Source organism: Asanoa sp. NPDC050611 (genome assembly GCF_040654855.1).
Classification (GTDB): Bacteria; Actinomycetota; Actinomycetes; order Mycobacteriales; family Micromonosporaceae; genus Asanoa.
Genome location: NZ_JBFAIU010000163.1, coordinates 1 through 16315 on the forward strand (window position 1 = coordinate 1; position 16315 = coordinate 16315).

The 16315-nt window shown below is 74.2% G+C and carries 16 protein-coding genes and 1 pseudogene; 14 read left to right on the plus strand and 3 right to left on the minus strand.

The window, feature by feature from the left end; genetic code table 11:
- Positions 1-166, minus strand: a pseudogene (locus AB0H87_RS23755) (RNA polymerase sigma factor SigF); the annotation flags it as partial.
- 190 nt (positions 167-356) lie between these two features.
- On the opposite strand from AB0H87_RS23755, the gene AB0H87_RS23760 reads away from it, so the two are divergent.
- Genes AB0H87_RS23760 through AB0H87_RS23810 form a run of 11 tightly spaced genes read left to right on the plus strand, consistent with a single transcriptional unit; the run spans position 357 to position 11334 of the window.
- Positions 357-971 (plus strand): nucleotidyltransferase family protein, encoded by a 615-nt coding sequence (locus AB0H87_RS23760; RefSeq protein ID WP_360149469.1) that lies wholly within the window; start codon positions 357-359, stop codon positions 969-971.
- 32 nt (positions 972-1003) lie between these two features.
- Positions 1004-1819 (plus strand): 2-oxo-4-hydroxy-4-carboxy-5-ureidoimidazoline decarboxylase, encoded by an 816-nt coding sequence (gene uraD / locus AB0H87_RS23765; protein WP_360149513.1) that lies wholly within the window; start codon positions 1004-1006, stop codon positions 1817-1819.
- 5 nt (positions 1820-1824) lie between these two features.
- The gene (gene pucL / locus AB0H87_RS23770; protein ID WP_360149472.1) at positions 1825-2682 is read left to right on the plus strand and encodes a factor-independent urate hydroxylase; all 858 of its coding nucleotides are present in this window, start codon (positions 1825-1827) and stop codon (positions 2680-2682) included.
- Between the two features lie 2 nt (positions 2683-2684).
- Positions 2685-3542: an FAD binding domain-containing protein gene (locus tag AB0H87_RS23775; RefSeq protein ID WP_360149475.1), complete on the plus strand. Its 858-nt coding sequence runs from the start codon at positions 2685-2687 to the stop codon at positions 3540-3542.
- The gene (locus AB0H87_RS23780) at positions 3539-4006 is read left to right on the plus strand and encodes a (2Fe-2S)-binding protein (protein ID WP_360149478.1); all 468 of its coding nucleotides are present in this window, start codon (positions 3539-3541) and stop codon (positions 4004-4006) included. Before AB0H87_RS23775 ends, AB0H87_RS23780 begins: the two co-directional genes overlap by 4 nt.
- Positions 4003-5355, plus strand: a complete 1353-nt coding sequence (locus AB0H87_RS23785; protein WP_360149480.1) for an 8-oxoguanine deaminase — start codon at positions 4003-4005, stop codon at positions 5353-5355. The genes AB0H87_RS23780 and AB0H87_RS23785 overlap by 4 nt, the downstream gene beginning before the upstream one ends.
- Entirely contained in the window at positions 5352-7610 is a 2259-nt protein-coding gene (pucD, locus tag AB0H87_RS23790; RefSeq protein WP_360149483.1) for a xanthine dehydrogenase subunit D, read from the plus strand. Before AB0H87_RS23785 ends, pucD begins: the two co-directional genes overlap by 4 nt.
- Entirely contained in the window at positions 7607-8788 is a 1182-nt protein-coding gene (locus AB0H87_RS23795) for an aldolase/citrate lyase family protein (RefSeq protein ID WP_360149486.1), read from the plus strand. Before pucD ends, AB0H87_RS23795 begins: the two co-directional genes overlap by 4 nt.
- Complete coding sequence (gene allB / locus AB0H87_RS23800; RefSeq protein WP_360149489.1) at positions 8776-10089, plus strand: allantoinase AllB; 1314 nt, start codon at positions 8776-8778, stop codon at positions 10087-10089. Before AB0H87_RS23795 ends, allB begins: the two co-directional genes overlap by 13 nt.
- Positions 10086-11108: an allantoicase gene (gene alc / locus AB0H87_RS23805; protein ID WP_360149492.1), complete on the plus strand. Its 1023-nt coding sequence runs from the start codon at positions 10086-10088 to the stop codon at positions 11106-11108. Before allB ends, alc begins: the two co-directional genes overlap by 4 nt.
- Positions 11109-11112: 4 nt before the next feature.
- Positions 11113-11334, plus strand: coding sequence for a cell division protein SepF (locus AB0H87_RS23810; RefSeq protein WP_360149495.1), 222 nt, complete (start codon positions 11113-11115; stop codon positions 11332-11334).
- Between the two features lie 34 nt (positions 11335-11368).
- Here AB0H87_RS23810 and AB0H87_RS23815 read toward each other — a convergent pair whose 3' ends face one another.
- Positions 11369-12298 (minus strand): NAD-dependent epimerase/dehydratase family protein, encoded by a 930-nt coding sequence (locus tag AB0H87_RS23815; RefSeq protein ID WP_360149498.1) that lies wholly within the window; start codon positions 12296-12298, stop codon positions 11369-11371.
- Positions 12299-12366: 68 nt separating this feature from the next.
- Here AB0H87_RS23815 and AB0H87_RS23820 point away from each other — a divergent pair, with 68 nt between their 5' ends.
- A complete protein-coding gene (locus AB0H87_RS23820) occupies positions 12367-13254 on the plus strand; it encodes a polysaccharide deacetylase family protein (protein WP_360149501.1) in 888 nt (295 codons plus the stop codon).
- A gap of 10 nt (positions 13255-13264) precedes the next feature.
- Here AB0H87_RS23820 and AB0H87_RS23825 read toward each other — a convergent pair whose 3' ends face one another.
- Positions 13265-14071, minus strand: coding sequence for a class I SAM-dependent methyltransferase (locus AB0H87_RS23825; protein WP_360149504.1), 807 nt, complete (start codon positions 14069-14071; stop codon positions 13265-13267).
- Positions 14072-14208: 137 nt separating this feature from the next.
- Here AB0H87_RS23825 and AB0H87_RS23830 point away from each other — a divergent pair, with 137 nt between their 5' ends.
- Positions 14209-15597, plus strand: coding sequence for a glycoside hydrolase family 6 protein (locus AB0H87_RS23830; RefSeq protein WP_360149507.1), 1389 nt, complete (start codon positions 14209-14211; stop codon positions 15595-15597).
- An 82-nt stretch (positions 15598-15679) separates the two neighbouring features.
- The gene (locus AB0H87_RS23835) at positions 15680-16288 is read left to right on the plus strand and encodes a general stress protein (protein ID WP_360149510.1); all 609 of its coding nucleotides are present in this window, start codon (positions 15680-15682) and stop codon (positions 16286-16288) included.
- The last annotated feature ends 27 nt before the right edge of the window (positions 16289-16315 follow it).

Here is a 16315-nt window from a genome sequence, read left to right on the forward strand (position 1 = left end):
GGGCGAGGTGGTTGGCCAGGGGGAGCCAGGCCTCGATCGTGCGGTCCCGCAACGCGGCCCGGGACGGGTGACCGGCCGGCACCGCCGCGAGGGCGGTGAGCAGCTCGGTCGCGCTGTCGGTGAGGGCGGGCGCCGGGTCAACCTTCTCCGCCGTCTGCACGGTCATCGGGGGGACCTCCTGCAGTCGATATGTGCACGGTGCTGATTTTTGCCGTATGGCATGTACTAGCCGTTCGGCACTCACCGTAGCCTGACCAGCTGGCTAAAAGCTAGCCGAACGGCCGATGGATATAGCACGCGAAAGGGGCATACCAGGGTGTATTAGCGAACCGCACCAGCGACTAGGGTGACTGAGCATGACCGCGGGGCTCGTTCTCGCCGCCGGCGCCGGCCGTCGCTACGGCCGCCCGAAGGCGCTCGTGCTCCGCGACGGTGCCCTGCTGGTCGAGCGGGCCGTCGCCACGGCTCGGTCGGGCGGCCTCGATCCGGTCTACGTCGTGCTCGGTGCGGCCGCCGACCAGGTTCGCGAACAGGCCCGACTGGGTGACGCCGTGCTGGTCGAGAACCCCGAATGGGCGACGGGGATGGGTTCGTCCCTGCGCGCCGGCCTGGCCGCCCTCGCCGCGACGAACGCGAAAGCCGCCGCGGTGCTGCTGGTGGACATGCCGGGCATCACACCGGCCGCGGTCGCCCGCGTCGCGGAGAGTGCCGGTCCCGACACGTTGCGGATGGGCGGCTACGCGGACCGCCGCGGCCACCCCGTCGTGCTCGGTCGCGACCACTGGGCCGGCGTCGCCGAGACCGCGACCGGTGATGCCGGCGCCCGCGCCTACCTGCGCGCACACGCCGCCTCCGTCACCGTCGTGCCGTGCGACGACGTCGCCGACGACACCGACCTGGATACGCCGGACGGCCATGACACGCCGTCCGCGGGTACGGAACGCCTTGATCGGGGGCCCGCGCTGGAGTAGTCATTCGGTATCCGTCTTGTGAGGGGGGCGTCATCGCCGACGTCGACCGGTTCAACCGGCTCCCGCCCGCCGAGGCCGAGCGCGAGCTGCTCGCCTGCTGCGCCGCACCGACCTGGGCGGAGGCGGTCGCGGCCGGCCGCCCGTACCCCGACCGGGCCGGGCTCCTGGCCACGGCCGACGCCGCCCTGCGCCGACTGACCTGGTCCGACGTCTCGCTGGCGATCTCCGCGCACCCGCGCATCGGCGAGCGACCGGCGGGCGGCGACCGGGAGTCGGCCTGGTCCCGCCGCGAGCAGTCCGGCGTGGCGGCCGACGCCGACACGATCACCGCGCTCAAGCGGGCCAACCTCGACTACGAGCGCCGCTTCGACCACGTCTTCCTCGTCTTCGCGACGGGCAAGTCGCAAGCGGAGATCCTCGACGCCCTCCGGCACCGGCTCGACAACGACCCGGAGACCGAGCAGCGGGTCGTCCAGGAGGAGCTGCGCAAGATCGCGCTGCTCCGGCTGGAGCGGCTGGTCACCGACCCGACCGCGCCGCTCTCGACGCACGTGCTCGACCTCGAGCGCGGCCGGCCCGCCGCGGGCGTCGCGGTGCGGCTCGAGCGCGGCGCCGAGACCCTGGCCAAGGGGCGCACCGACGACGACGGCCGCCTGCGCGACTGGGTGCCGGCCGACGGCTGGGCGGCCGGCGACTACCGGCTGGTCTTCGACGTGGGCGGCTACCTCGACGGCGGCACCTTCTTCCCGGAGATCACCGTGGGCTTCCGGGTCGCCGCGCCGGACCAGCACCATCACGTGCCGCTGCTGCTCAACCGGCACGGCTACACGACCTACCGGGGGAGCTGACGGCCATGGCGATCGCCCTGGGAGCGAACCGGTACGGCAAGGCCGAGGTCCGCCTCGTCCGGGTGGTCCGCGACGGGCCGCGGCACGAGCTGCGCGACCTGACCGTCAGCGTGGCGCTCGCCGGCGACCTGGCCGCCGCGCACGAGGGCGACAACAGCGGCGTGCTGCCCACCGACACCCAGAAGAACACGGTGTACGCGTTCGCGAAGCGCTACGGCGTCGGCGAGCCGGAAGCGTTCGGCCTGCTGCTGGCCCGGCACTTCGTCGACACCCAGCCGAGCATCCACTGGGCCCGGGTCGACCTCGCCGAGCATCCGTGGTCGCGGCTGGGCCCGCACTCGTTCGCCCGCGACGGCGCACCCACCCGGCACGCCTCGGTGACGGTCACCGGCGACGCGTCGTACGTCGTCAGCGGCCTGTCGGGGTTGATCCTGCTGAACACGACCGACTCGGAGTTCCACGGCTACGTGCGCGACGGCTACACGACGCTGCCGGAGACCACCGACCGGATCCTGGCGACCGAGGTCGACGCCCGCTGGCGCTGGACCGAGGTGGGTGCCGGCCGGTCGTGGGCCAGTTCTTTCCAGGGGGCACGCGATGCGCTGACCGCCGCGTTCGTCGAGACCTACAGCTACTCGCTCCAGCAGACCCTCTACGCGATGGGCAGCCGGGCGCTGGAGAAGCAGCCGGAGATCGCCGAGGTGCGGCTGGCGCTGCCGAACAGGCACCACTTCCTCGTCGACCTGGCGCCGTTCGGGCTCGGCAACGACAACGAGGTCTACGTCGCCACGGACCGCCCGTACGGCCTGATCGAGGGCACCGTGCTCCGCGACGACGTCGCGCCGGCCCCGGAGGCGTGGTGACCATGGACTTCCTGCGACCGTCCGACTGGGACGAGGCCCTGGCCGCGAAGGCGGCGCACCCCGACGCCGTGCCGATCGCCGGCGGCACCGACGTGATGGTCGACCTCAACTTCGACCGCTCCCGCCCCGGCGCGCTGCTCGACCTGACCCGGGTGACCGCGCTGGCCGACTGGGGCACCGACGGCGACCTGTTGCGGATCGGCGCCGGCGTCACCTACCGGCGGCTGATCGACGAGCTGGCCGGCCGCGTGCCGGGCCTGGCGCTGGCGTCCCGCACGGTCGGCTCGCCGCAGATCCGCAACCGGGGCACGGTCGGCGGCAACCTCGGCTCCGCGTCCCCGGCCGGCGACGCGCACCCCGCGCTGCTGGCCGCCGGCGCGCTGGTCGAGCTGGCCTCCGTCCGCGGCTCGCGCCGGGTGCCGGTCGCCGAGTTCTTCGTCGGGCCGAAGCGGTCGGTCCGCACGCCCGATGAGCTGATCGCCGCGTTCCTCGTGCCCGCGCGGCCCGGCGCGGAGCAGTTCGCCAAGGTCGGCACCCGCAACGCGATGGTGATCGCGGTCTGCTCGTTCGCGATCTCCCTGAACGCCGCGACGCACACCGTCGGCACCGGGATCGGCTCGGCCGGACCGACCCCGTTGCGGGCGACCGAGGCGGCCGAGTTCCTCGCCGCGGAGCTGCCGTGGGAGTCCCGCGGTCCGGTGCCGGGGGCGGTCGCCGCGCGGTTCGGTGACCTGGTCGGCGCGGCGGCGCGGCCGATCGACGACGTCCGGGGCAGCGCCGACTACCGCCGGCACGCGCTGGCCGTGCTGGCCCGCCGGACGCTGGCCTGGGCCTGGGCCGACCTGGGAGGTGGCGCATGAGGGTCAACTGCGTGGTCAACGGCGAACCCCGACAGGCGGACGACGTGTGGCCGGGGGAGAGCCTGCTCTACGTGCTCCGCGAGCGGCTCGGCCTGCCGGGCGCGAAGAACGCCTGTGAACAGGGCGAGTGCGGCTCGTGCACGGTCTACCTCGACGGGCTGCCGGTGTGTGCCTGCCTGGTCGCGGCCGGCCAGGCCGAGGGCCGCACGGTCACCACCGTCGAGGGCCTCGCGCCCGGCGCCGGTGACGAACAGCTCGACCGGGTGCAGCGGGCGTTCCTCGCCACCGGCGCCGTCCAGTGTGGATTCTGCACGCCCGGCCTGGTGGTCGCCGTGCACGACCTGCTGGCCCGCGATCCGGCGCCGAGCGACCCGGACATCCGCGAGGCGCTGGCCGGCAACCTGTGCCGGTGCACGGGCTACGAGAAGATCATGGAAGCGGTCCGGCTGGCGGCGGCGTCATGATCCTCATCGAGAACTGCGCGATCGCGACGGTCGACGCCGCGGGCACCGAATACTCCGACGGTCACGTGGTGATCGGCGACGACGGCCGGATCGCCGCGGTCGGCTCCGGCCACGCCGGCCGGCTGCAGTCCGTGCGCCGCGTCGACGGCACCGGCTGCCTGCTCACCCCGGGCCTGGTCAACACCCACCACCACCTCTACCAGTGGGCGACCCGCGGGCTGGCCCAGGACGGCACGCTCTTCGAGTGGCTGACCACGCTCTACCCGATCTGGGCGGGCATCGACGCGGAGGTCGTCTCGGCGACGACGGCCGCCGGGCTCGGCTGGCTGGCCCTGTCGGGCTGCACGACCAGCACCGACCACCACTACGTCTACCCGGGCGAGGCCGGCGACCTGATGGCCGCGCAGGTCGAGGCGGCCCGCGAGGTCGGCCTGCGGTTCCACCCCACCCGCGGCTCGATGGACCTCGGCCGGTCGGCCGGCGGCCTGCCGCCCGACGAGGTGGTGGAGAAGACCGACGCCGCGCTCGTCGCCACCGAGGAGGCGATCACCCGCTACCACGACCCGGCGCCCGACTCCATGCTGCGCATCGCCGTCGCGCCCTGCTCGCCGTTCTCGGTCACCGGCCGGCTGATGGAGGAGTCCGCCGCCCTGGCCCGGCGCCACGGCGTCCGCCTGCACACCCACCTGGCGGAGACCGCCGACGAGACCGACTTCTGCCGCAAGCAGTTCGACTGCACTCCCGTCGAGTACGCGGAGCGGGTCGGCTGGCTCGGCGACGACGTCTGGCTCGCGCACGCTGTGCACCTCGACGATGCCGCGATCGCCTCGCTGGCGGCGTCGGGCACGGCCGTGGCGCACTGCCCGAGCTCCAACGCGCGCCTCGGCGCCGGCATGGCGCGCGTGCGCGAGCTGCTCGACGCCGGGGTGCCGGTCGGGCTCGGCGTCGACGGCGCCGCGTCCCAGGAGGCCAACCAGCTCGGCGCCGAGCTGCGGCAGGCCCTCTACACGGCCCGGTTGCGCGGCGGCCCGACCGGGCTGACCGCCCGCGAGGCGCTGCGCCTCGGCACTATGGGCGGCGCCCGCTGCCTCGGCCGCGACGGCGAGCTCGGCTCGATCGAGCCGGGCAAGCTGGCCGACCTCGCGCTGTGGCGGCTCGACGACCTCGGGCACGTCGGCATCGACGACCCGGTCACCGCGCTGGTCTTCGGGCCGCCGGCCACGCTGGAGCTGCTCACCGTCGGCGGGCGGAGCATCGTCGAGTACGGGGAGCTGCGTACCGCGGACGACCGTGACCTGACCCGGCGCACCCGCCGCGCCCACCGCTCGCTGATGCGGAGGGCCCGATGACCGCCCCGACCGTCGCACCGGCCCTCGTCGAGGGCGGCGTGGGCACCTCACCGCAGCGGCCCGACGGCGTGCTCAAGGTGTCCGGCGAGTTCGCCTACTCGTCCGACCTGTGGGCCGACGAGATGCTCTGGGGCGCCACGGTCCGCTCGCCGCACCCGAGCGCCGAGATCCGTGGCATCGACATCACGGGCGCGGTGGCCGTACCCGGCGTCTACGCGGTGCTGACCGCCGCCGACGTCCCCGGCGCCAAGCACTACGGGCTCGACCTGCTCGACCAGCCCGTGCTCGCCGTCGACGAGGTGCGCTACGAGGGCGAGCCGGTCGCGATCGTGGCCGCCGACCATCCGGAGACGGCCCGCCGCGCCGCCGCCCGGATCAAGGTCGAGTACGCGGTACGCGCCCCGGTCACCGACCCCGAGGACGCGCTGTCCCGCGGCGACCTCGTGCGGCACGTGCCGGTCCACCGGTTCGCCTCGGCCGGCGGCGACGCGCTGACCGCCGACGTCGTGGTCACCGGCGACTACGAGGTCGGCATGCAGGACCAGGCTTTCCTTGGCCCGGAGTCCGGGCTCGCCGTGCCGGCCGAGGACGGCGGCGTCGACCTGTTCGTCGCCACGCAGTGGCTGCACGTCGACCAGAAGCAGGTGGCCGCCTGCCTCGGCCTGCCCGCCGACAAGGTCCGGCTCAGCCTCGCCGGCGTCGGCGGCGCGTTCGGCGCCCGCGAGGACCTCTCGATGCAGGTGCACGCCTGCCTGCTCGCGCTGCACACCGGCAGGCCCGTCAAGATGGTGTACGGGCGGGAGGAGTCGTTCTTCGGCCACGTGCACCGGCACCCGGCCCGGCTGTCCTATGAGCACGGTGCCGACCGCGCCGGGAAGCTGGTCTACGTCAAGGCCCGGATCGTGCTCGACGGCGGCGCCTACACCTCGTCCACCCCGGCCGTGGTGGCCAACGCCGCGACGCTCGGCGTGGGGCCGTACGACGTGCCGACCGTCGTGATGGACGCGTACGGCGTCTACACGAACAACCCGCCGTGCGGGGCGATGCGCGGCTTCGGCGCGGTCCAGGCCTGCTTCGCGTACGAGTCGCAGATGGACAAGCTGGCCGCGGCGCTCGGTCTGGACCCGGTCGAGCTGCGCCGCCGCAACGCGATGACCACCGGCTCGGTGATGCCGACCGGCCAGCTCGTCGACGGCCCGGCGCCGGTCGCGGACCTGCTCGCCCTGGTGCGGGACCGGCCCTTGCCGCCGCCGGCCGCCGGCGACCCCCGCGAGCGTCCCGGCGGGGTGGCCAACACGACCCGGGGCGAGGGCGTGGTGCGGGGCGTCGGCTACGCCATCGGCATCAAGAACGTCTGCTTCTCCGAGGGCTTTGACGACTTCTCCACGGCCCGGGTGCGGCTCTCGGTGGTCGGCGGCGAGCCGGCGGTGCTCGTGCACACGGCGGCCGCCGAGGTCGGGCAGGGCCTGGTGACGGTGCAGGCGCAGATCGCCCGCACGGAGCTGGGCGTCGCCAAGGTGACGGTGGCGACCGCCGACACCTCGGTGGGCAGCGCCGGCTCGTCGTCGGCGTCCCGGCAGACCTACATGACCGGCGGCGCGGTGCGGGCGGCCTGCCAGGCGGTGCGGGCGACGGTGCTCGCCCGGCTCGGCCGCGCCGAGGAGCTGTCGCTGGTCGACGGCAAGGTGGTCGCGGCCGACGGATCGGTGGTGGCGGCGCTGGTCGAGCTGCTCGGCACCGACGTGGTCGAGGAGACGGTGCAGTGGCGGCACAGGCCGACCCGCCCGCTCGACCCGGTCACCGGCCAGGGCGACGCGCACGTCCAGTACGCCTTCGCCGCGCACCGGGCGGTCGTGGACGTCGACACCGAGCTGGGCCTCGTGCGCGTGGTCGAGATCGCCACCGCGCAGGACGTCGGCAAGGCGGTCAACCCGCAGGCCGTGGTCGGGCAGATCCAGGGCGGCACGGCGCAGGGTCTCGGGCTGGCCGTGATGGAGGAGGTCCAGGTGGTGGACGGCGTGATCCGCAACCCGTCGTTCACGGACTACCTGATCCCCACGATCCTCGACATGCCGCCGATGGCGGTCGACGTGCTGGAGCTGGGCGACCCGGACGCACCCTACGGCCTGCGCGGCGTGGGCGAGCCACCGACGATCTCCTCGACACCGGCCGTGGTGGCGGCGATCAGAGCGGCCACCGGGTTGCCCCTGACGCGGGTTCCCGTCCGCCCCGACCACATCGCGCTGGCCCGATGACCGGGCGGCTGCCGGACTCGGTCTACCGGGAGCTCGACCAGCGGCTCGCGCCGGTCGACGCCGTGCTGCGGGCGCGGCCCCGGCCCGCGGTCACCGGACGGCAGCCGGTCCACACGGTGTACGTACCCGCGGACAGGTTCGCCCCGTCCGTGGTGGCCGCCTGGGGCGCCGAGGCGCTCGCCGCCCTCGACGCGTGGCCGCCGCTGCCCTTTCCCGAGGAGCTGCGCGACCGGGTGGTGACGAAGCTGACCCGCGAGCCGATCGAGGACCTGCGGATCGACTTCGAGGACGGCTACGGGGCCCGGGGCGACGACGCCGAGGACGTCGCGGCGGCCGCCGCCGGTGCCGCGCTGCTGTCTCTCGCACCCGCGCCGCCGTTCATCGGCATGCGGATCAAGTCGCTGGAGGCGGCCACCCGCCGCCGCGGCGTGCGCACGCTCGACCTGTTCCTGTCCGCCGTGGACGGTGCGCTGCCGGCCGGTTTCGTGGTGACCCTGCCCAAGGTGAGCGCGGCCGCCCAGGTCGCCGCGATGGCCCAGCTCTGCGCCCAGCTCGAGCTGGCCTACGGGCTGGCGCCCCGCTCGCTGCTCTTCGAGGCGCAGGTGGAGACCCCGCTCGCGGTGCTGGGGCCGGACGGGGCCGCGACGGTGGCCCGGCTGGCGACGGTCGCCGAGGGCCGGCTGGTCGGCCTGCACTACGGCACCTACGACTACAGCGCCGCGCTCGGCGTCGCGGCCTCCGAGCAGAGCCTGGCCCACCCGGTGGCCGACCACGCGAAGGCGGTCATGCAGGTCGCGGTCGCCGGCACCGGCGTGCGGCTCTCGGACGGGTCCTGCAACGTGCTCCCGGTCGGCCCGGGGATCCACGCGGCCTGGCAGCTGCACCACCGGCTGGTCCTGCGCTCCCTGGCCCACGGTTTCTACCAGGGCTGGGACCTGCACCCGGCGCAGCTGCCGACGCGGTTCGCGGCCACGTACGCGTTCTTCCGCTCGGCCTCGGCCGCCGCCGTCGAGCGGCTCGGCGCCTACCTGGAGCGGCAGGCCGGCGGCATCCTCGACGAGCCGGCGACGGCCCGCGCCCTGGCCGGTTTCCTGCTGCGCGGTCTCGACTGCGGTGCCCTGGATCTGCCGGAGGTGCCGTTCACCCGCCCGACCCTGGAGGCGCTATGGGCCGTGTGATCCGCTCGTCGCGGGTGGTGCTGCCGGACGGCTCGGTCGGCCCGGCCGGGGTGGAGGTGCGCGACGGGCGGATCACCGCCGTGCTGCCCGGCCGGCCCGCCGCCGACGTCGACCTCGGCGACCTCGTGCTGATGCCGGGTCTCGTCGACACCCACGTGCACGTCAACGAACCGGGCCGCACCGAGTGGGAGGGCTTCGCCACCGCCACCCGGGCGGCGCTGGCCGGCGGGGTGACGACCATTGTGGACATGCCGCTCAACTCCCTGCCGCCGACCGTGTCCGCCGCGGCGCTGGCGGTGAAGCGGGCGGCGGCGGCCGGGCAGTGCCATGTCGACGTCGGCTTCTGGGGCGGCGCGATCCCGGGCAACGCCGGCGACCTGCCCGAGCTGCACGCGGCGGGGGTGTTCGGCTTCAAGGCGTTCCTCGCGGACTCCGGGGTGCCGGAGTTCCCGCCCGTGACACCGGCCGAGCTGCGCCTGGCGATGGGCGCGGTGTCCGCGCTGTTCCTCGTGCACGCCGAGGATCCGGACCGGTTGGGTGCGGCGCCGGCGTCCCTGGTCTACGCCGACTTCGAGCGGTCCCGGCCCGGTGCGGCCGAGTGCTCCGCGGTCGGTGCGGCGCTGGACGCGGCCGAGGCGACCGGGTCGCGCGTACACGTGCTGCACATCTCCGACGCGGACGCCGCCGCCGTGGTCGCGGCCGGCCGGGCCCGCGGCGTGCGGGTGACCGCGGAGACCTGCCCGCACTACCTGACCCTGGACGCGGCCGAGGTGCCCGACGGTGCGACCGAGTTCAAGTGCTGCCCGCCGATCCGCGGCGCGGCCAACCGGGACCGGCTCTGGGCGGCGCTGGCCGACGGCACGCTCGACATCGTGGTCTCGGACCACTCGCCGTCCACGCCGGCCCTGAAACAGGGTGACTTCGCCGGCGCCTGGGGCGGCATCGCGTCGCTCCAGCTCGGCCTGCCGCTGGTCTGGACGGCCGCCGCCGCGCGCGGCTTCGACGTCGCGGACGTGGTGCGCTGGATGGCCACCGGTCCGGCCGACCTGGTCGGGCTGCGCCACAAAGGACGGATCGCGGTGGGTGCCGACGCGGACCTGGTTGCCTTCGACCCGGACGCCTCCTTCACGGTCGCACCGGACGGGCTGCACCACCGGCACCCGGTCACGCCGTACGCCGGCCGGCGGTTGACGGGTGTGGTCCGCCGGGTGTGGCTGCGCGGCGTCAAGGTCACACCGGGCGACCCGCCCCGCGGCCGCCTTCTCGCCCGCTCCGCCGACCTGCTGGAGGAGGCCCGGTGACGTCCTGGGAAAACCTGCCCGACCTGGCGTCCCGGCGCCTCGGCGGCGGAGTGGTCGGCACCAACGACGAGCTGTTCGCGGCGGCCGACAACCTGGTCACGCCGGAGCCCCCCGGGTTCACGCCGCGCACGTTCGGCCCCAAGGGCCAGGTGTACGACGGCTGGGAGACCCGCCGCCGGCGCACGCCGGGCGAGGACTGGGCGATCGTCCGGCTCGGCGCGGCCGGCGTCGTGCGGGGGCTGGTCGTCGACACGTCGTTCTTCACGGGCAACTTCCCGCCCGAGGCGTCGGTGTTCGGCTGCCGGCTCGACGGGCACCCGTCGCTCGCCGACCTGCTGGCGGCCGCGTGGGAGCCGTTGTTGCCGCGCTCGCCGCTGGCCGGTGACACGGCCAACGCGTTCGAGGTCTCGTCCGGTCTCGTGACCCACGTGAAGCTGGTCATCCATCCCGACGGGGGAGTGGCTCGGCTGCGGGTGCACGGCGAGGTGGTGCCCGACCCGGTGCGGTTCCCGGACGGCTGGCTGGACCTGGCCGCGGCCGAGAACGGCGGGCGGGTGGTCGACTGCAGCGACCTGTTCTACGGCTCGCCGGCGCAGCTCATCGAGCCCGGCCTCGCCCGCACGATGGGCGAGGGCTGGGAGACCCGGCGGCGCCGCGACGCCGGCAACGACTGGGTCGTCGTCCGCCTCGCGGCGCCGGGCCGGATCCGCCTCGCGGAGCTGGACACCACGCACTTCAAGGGCAACGCACCGGGCGCCGCGGCACTGGCCGGCGTCGACGAGCGCAAGGCGGACCCGGCCGACGCGGCCGCGTGGCGCGAGCTGCTGCCGCAGACCGACCTGCGCCCGGACACCCGGCACCGGTTCGTGCTGCGCACGGACCCGGTCACGCACGTGCGTCTCGACATCCACCCGGACGGCGGGATGGCCCGGCTGCGCCTGAACGGCCACCTGGACGATGGACTCCTGGACACGCTGCGCGCGGCGTGGCAGCCGCGGGCGGGTGGAGGAGGAAACTGAAGCAATGCTCAAGACGCTCAGGCCGCGTAGCTACAGCGACGTGATCCACGTCGGGCACTATTTCTGCCACGACATCACCGTGGTCATGGACCTGACCGAGCTCACCGATCCGGACCCGACCCCGCTGGTGGACTTCGCCGCCGGCCTCATCGTCGCCCGCGACGGCGCGATGGAGAAACTCGCACCCAACGTCTTCATGCTCAAACCGCGCGAGCCACGCGGCTGAATGGCCGCCCGGGTCCGCCGGGCGGCCAGCGGCGTCAGCGCCGGGCCAACAGCCGTTGCTCGTCGCCCGCCGACAGCGGTTCCACGCCGTCGGCCGGTCCGCCGCGAGCGGTGTCCCACGCCAGCACGTCGGCGGCGGTCTCGGCGACCGGCCTGGTCGTCAGCCCTGCCGCGCGGGCCCGGCTGCCGTCGACCAGGTTGGCCGCGCGCCACTCCGGGTCGGCGATCCAGAGCGGCACGCCCATCCACGGGTCGAGGCCGGCGGCCAGCAGGTCCGGCGTCGGCACCCAGACCAGGTCGTGCGCCGACCCCGCCGCTGCCTGACAGGCGGCGAGCAGGTCGGCCATGGGGAGGGTGTGTCCCACGACGTTGACCGTGCCGGCCGCGTCGCCCAGGAGGAACGCCGCCAGGTCCCGCACGTCGATGTACTGCATCGGATCGGTCGGTTCGCCCGGCGCGAGGACGGGCCCGGGCCGGCGGAAGCGCCGCGGCCAGTAGGGGAACCGTTCCGTCGGGTCGTGCGGCCCGACGATGAGGCCCGACCGGGCGACCAGGCAGCGGTCGCCGTAGCGGTCGCGCACGACCCGCTCGCAGGAGGCCTTCCGGCCGCCGTAGGAGTCGTCGTCGAGGGTCGCGGCGCCCTCGACGGGCGGCACGCTCTGGTCCGCGTAGACCGAGGCGGACGAGACGAACACGTAACGGTCGACGACGTCCCGCAGCGCGTCGGCCGAGCGGGCCACCACCGCCGGGTCGTAGCCCGCGCAGTCGACGACCACGTCGAACCGCCGCCCGGCGACCGCCGACAGGTCGGTGGTGCGGTCGCCGCGCACGGTTTCCAGGTCTGGATAGAGGCCCGGGGCGGTGCGGCCCCGGTTGAAGAGGGTTACCTCGGCGCCGAGCGCGAGCGCCCGGTCGACGACGGCGCGCCCGACGAACCGGGTGCCGCCAAGAACCAGCAGGTGCATGGTGAATGAGATTCCCGTACGGACGCCGCGGTGACAAGATCATGACATCCGGGTACTACGGTTCCCGCGTGCCCGCAATCCGTGCCCGCCGTCTCGTGGCTCTCCTCGCCGTACTCGCGCTGAGCGGCTGCGCCACGCACGCCAAGGCGTTCACCAGGATCACGTCCGTCCCCACGCCGGACGCCGCGAGCCAGTCCGGCAGCCCGTCGCCCAGCCCCACCGCGAAGCCGCCGCCGCCGAGGTTCAAGAGCCTGGAGTGGTATCTGGCCCGGGTTCCGCAGTTCCCGCCCGCGCCGGTGCCGCGGCTGCGGGCGGGGGCCACGACCGAGCGGCCGCCGTTCTGGCTGCGGGTGCCCACCGACCAGAAGGTCGCGTTCATCACCATCGACGACGGCGCGCTGGCCCGGCCCGCGGACGTGCCGGCCTTCATCCGCGAGGCGCATATCCCGGTCACGATGTTCCTGAACTCACCGGCCGCGACGGAGCACACCGACTACTTCAAGCAGATCGAGGCCGCCGGCGGCGTCGTCGAGAACCACACGATCACCCACCGGTCGCTGCGCGGGCTGTCGCACTCCACCCAGCACCACGAGATCTGCGGCTCCGCGGACAAGCTGCGGCAACTGTTCGGCAAGCGGCCGACGCTGTTCCGGCCGCCGTTCGGCGACCACGACGACACGACGATGGCGGTGGCCAGGGACTGCGGCGCGAAGGCGGTCTACTACTGGTCCGCGACGGTCAACGAGGGGATCGTCCGCTACCAGACGCCGACGAAGCTCCTGCAGCCCGGCGACATCCTGCTGATGCACTTCCGCCCGGCCCTGATGGACGACCTCCTCGGCGCCCTGAAGGCGATCCGCAAGGCGGGCCTCACCCCGGCCCTGCTCGAGGACTACGTCCCGGGAGCGGGTGTCGCTCCGGTGACCACGACACCGACCGCCCACGCGCCCAGCTGAGGCGGGTCGGTCAGGGCGTCCAGATCACCAGGTCGATCTCGAGTAGGCGTTCGGCGAACGGGCCCTCGCCGACGGTCTTGCGGAGGTCCGTGGTGAAGGCGGCCAGGCGGTCGCCGAAGAGGTGGGGCGCCGAGATCGACATCGACAGCACCGCCGAGACGATCTCATCGGCGGTGCGCGTGACCACCCTCGCCGGGACGGCCGTGATCCGGGTCGGCCCCTGGAAGCCCGTCGCCCGCATGACCTCCTCCTCGCCACCCTTCGTGCCGTCGGGCAGCACGCCCTGGCCTGCCCGCCGGACCGGGCCCAGGTAGGCGCGGACCAGGTCGTCGATCGCGTCCCACGGCGGCCGCGGACGGGGCAGCGGGTCGGTGCCGTCGTCACCGCGGTGGGTCTGTGCGAGGACGTGCACCCACGCCTGGTCGACCATCGGGCGCACGCGGGTCGCGACCAGCGGCTGGTCCATCCAGTGGAAGGACTGGGCGAACGTGACCACGCGGAACCGGCCGAGGCCGGCGGGCAGCTCCTCGGCCCGCAGCCGTCGCCAGTGGACGGTCGCACCCGGGTCCCGGCGGGCCGCCACCGCCAGCATCCCCGGATCGGCGTCCACGCCGACCGTCGCCGCGAACAGCGGTGCCAGCAGCAGGGTCAGCGAGCCGGGGCCGCAACCGACGTCGAGCAGCCGGCCCGTGCCGTCGAGGCCGAGCGCGTCGCGGATCGCGGTCGCCAGCTCGGGCGGATAACCCACCCGGCCGACCGGATAGTGGGCGGCGCTGCCGGCGTAGAGCGTTTCGTCCCATTCCCAACTCACGGACACGAAGCGCGACGCTACCGTCCGCGCCCGCAGCCGCGACAGCGAGTTTCGGTCTTCACACGGCCGCGGGCAGCACGTAAGCTCGCTGGGAGCGCTTCCACTGACGGTCCTCTATTGCCACGAGTCATAGGAGAACCGCCATGCACCGCAGATCCATCGTCGGCGCGGCGTGTGCCGGCGCGGGCGCCCTCGCCGTGGCGTTGACCGCCCTGGTCGCGCCCGCCGGCCTGCCGCCGGTCGCCCACGCCGCCGCCGTCGACTCCGCCTTCTACGTCGACCCCGACACCAACGCCGCCCAATGGGTCGCCGCGAACTCCGGCGACAGCCGCGCGGCCGTCATCCGCGAGCGGATCGCCGAGGTGCCGCAGGCCCGCTGGTTCACGACGACCAACACCACCACCGTCCGTGGCCAGGTCAACGCGTTCGTCGGCGCCGCCGCGGCCGTCGGGAAGATCCCGATCATGGTCGTGTACGACATCCCGAACCGCGACTGCGGCGGCGCCAGTTCCGGCGGCGCACCGTCGCACGCCGCCTACCGGGCCTGGATCGACGAGGTGGCCGCGGGGCTGGCCGGTCGGCCGGCCGCGATCGTCCTCGAACCCGACGTGCTGCCGCTGATGACCAACTGCCAGAACGCCACGCAGCAGGCCGAGACCCGCGCCTCGATGGCGTACGCCGGCAAGAAGCTCAAGGCCGGCTCGGCGCAGGCCAAGGTCTACTACGACGTCGGGCACTCGGCCTGGCTCTCCGCGAGCGAGGCGGCGGCCCGCGCGGTCGCGGCCGACATCGTCAACAGCGCCGACGGCATCTCGGTCAACGTCTCCAACTACCGGGCCAACAGCGAGGCCGTCCCGTACGCGAAGGCGGTCCTGAACGCCATCGGCGCGCCCGCGCTCAAGGCCGTCATCGACACGAGTCGCAACGGCAACGGCCCCCTCGGCAGCGAGTGGTGCGACCCGGCCGGGCGGGCGATCGGCACGCCGAGCACCACCCAGACCGGGGACTCGGCCATCGCCGCGTACCTCTGGGTCAAGCTCCCCGGCGAGGCCGACGGCTGCATCGCCGGTGCCGGCCAGTTCGTGCCGCAGCGGGCGTACGACCTGGCGATCGCCGCCGGCCCCTGGAACCCGACGACGCCGCCGACGACCACCCCGCCCACGACGACGCCGCCGACCACCACCCCGCCCACGACCGGGCCGACCGACCCGCCGGCCGGGGGCTGCGAGGTCCGGCAGCGGTTCAACGTGTGGCCGGGCGGCTTCACGGCCGAGCTCACAGTGATCAACAACGGCCCGCCGGTCAGCAACTGGACCCTGCAGACCACCGTCGGCAGCAGCGTCCGGCTCACCCAGGGCTGGAGCGCCACCTGGACCCAGTCCGGCACCCAGCTCACCGCCCGCCCGCTGAGCTGGAACGGCAACCTGCCGACCGGCGGCACCACGACGATCGGGTTCCAGGGCACCTATTCGGGCACGTTCGCGCCGCCGACTTCGTGGCGGCTGGGCGACCGGGTGTGTGCGGTCATTTGACGATCAGTTGACCGGAACGACAACACCGCGACGGTTATGGGGTCGAAGATCGGGGAAGTTGGTACGTGACCAAGGAGGAATCATGACAACACCCTCGACGCCGGCCGGCAACATCCCGCCGGGGCCCGGCGGCGTGCCAGCCTCGCCAGGGGGTTCCGGTGCGCCGGTCCCCGGCCGGGGCCTCGGCGGTGGTGTCTTCGGCGGCGCCCCGGTCGCCGACCAGGGTCCGAGCCGGCCGACCGTGACCGTCGCGACCTACACCGACTACGCCGCGGCGCAGCGGGCGGTCGACTACCTGTCCGACAACCAGTTCCCGGTGCAGACCACCGCGATCGTCGGCAGCAACCTCCGCCTGGTCGAGAACGTGCTGGGCCGCCTGACCACCGGCCGGGCCGCCCTGGCCGGCGCGGCCAGCGGCGCCTGGTTCGGCCTGTTCATCGGCCTGCTGTTCGGCATCTTCTCCGACGCCAACTGGTTCGCCGTCGTGTTCTCGGCGCTGGCGATCGGCGCGTTCTGGGGTGCCCTGTTCGGCGCCATCGCCCACGGCATGACCCGCGGGCAGCGCGACTTCACCTCGCGAAGCTCACTGCAGGCCACCGAGTACGCGGTGCTGGTCGACGCCGAGCACGCCGAGGCCGCCCGCCAGCTCATCACCCGGATGAACTGGAACGCCAGCGGGCCCTGGACATAAGGGGCATGATGACTTGACGTCATCCCC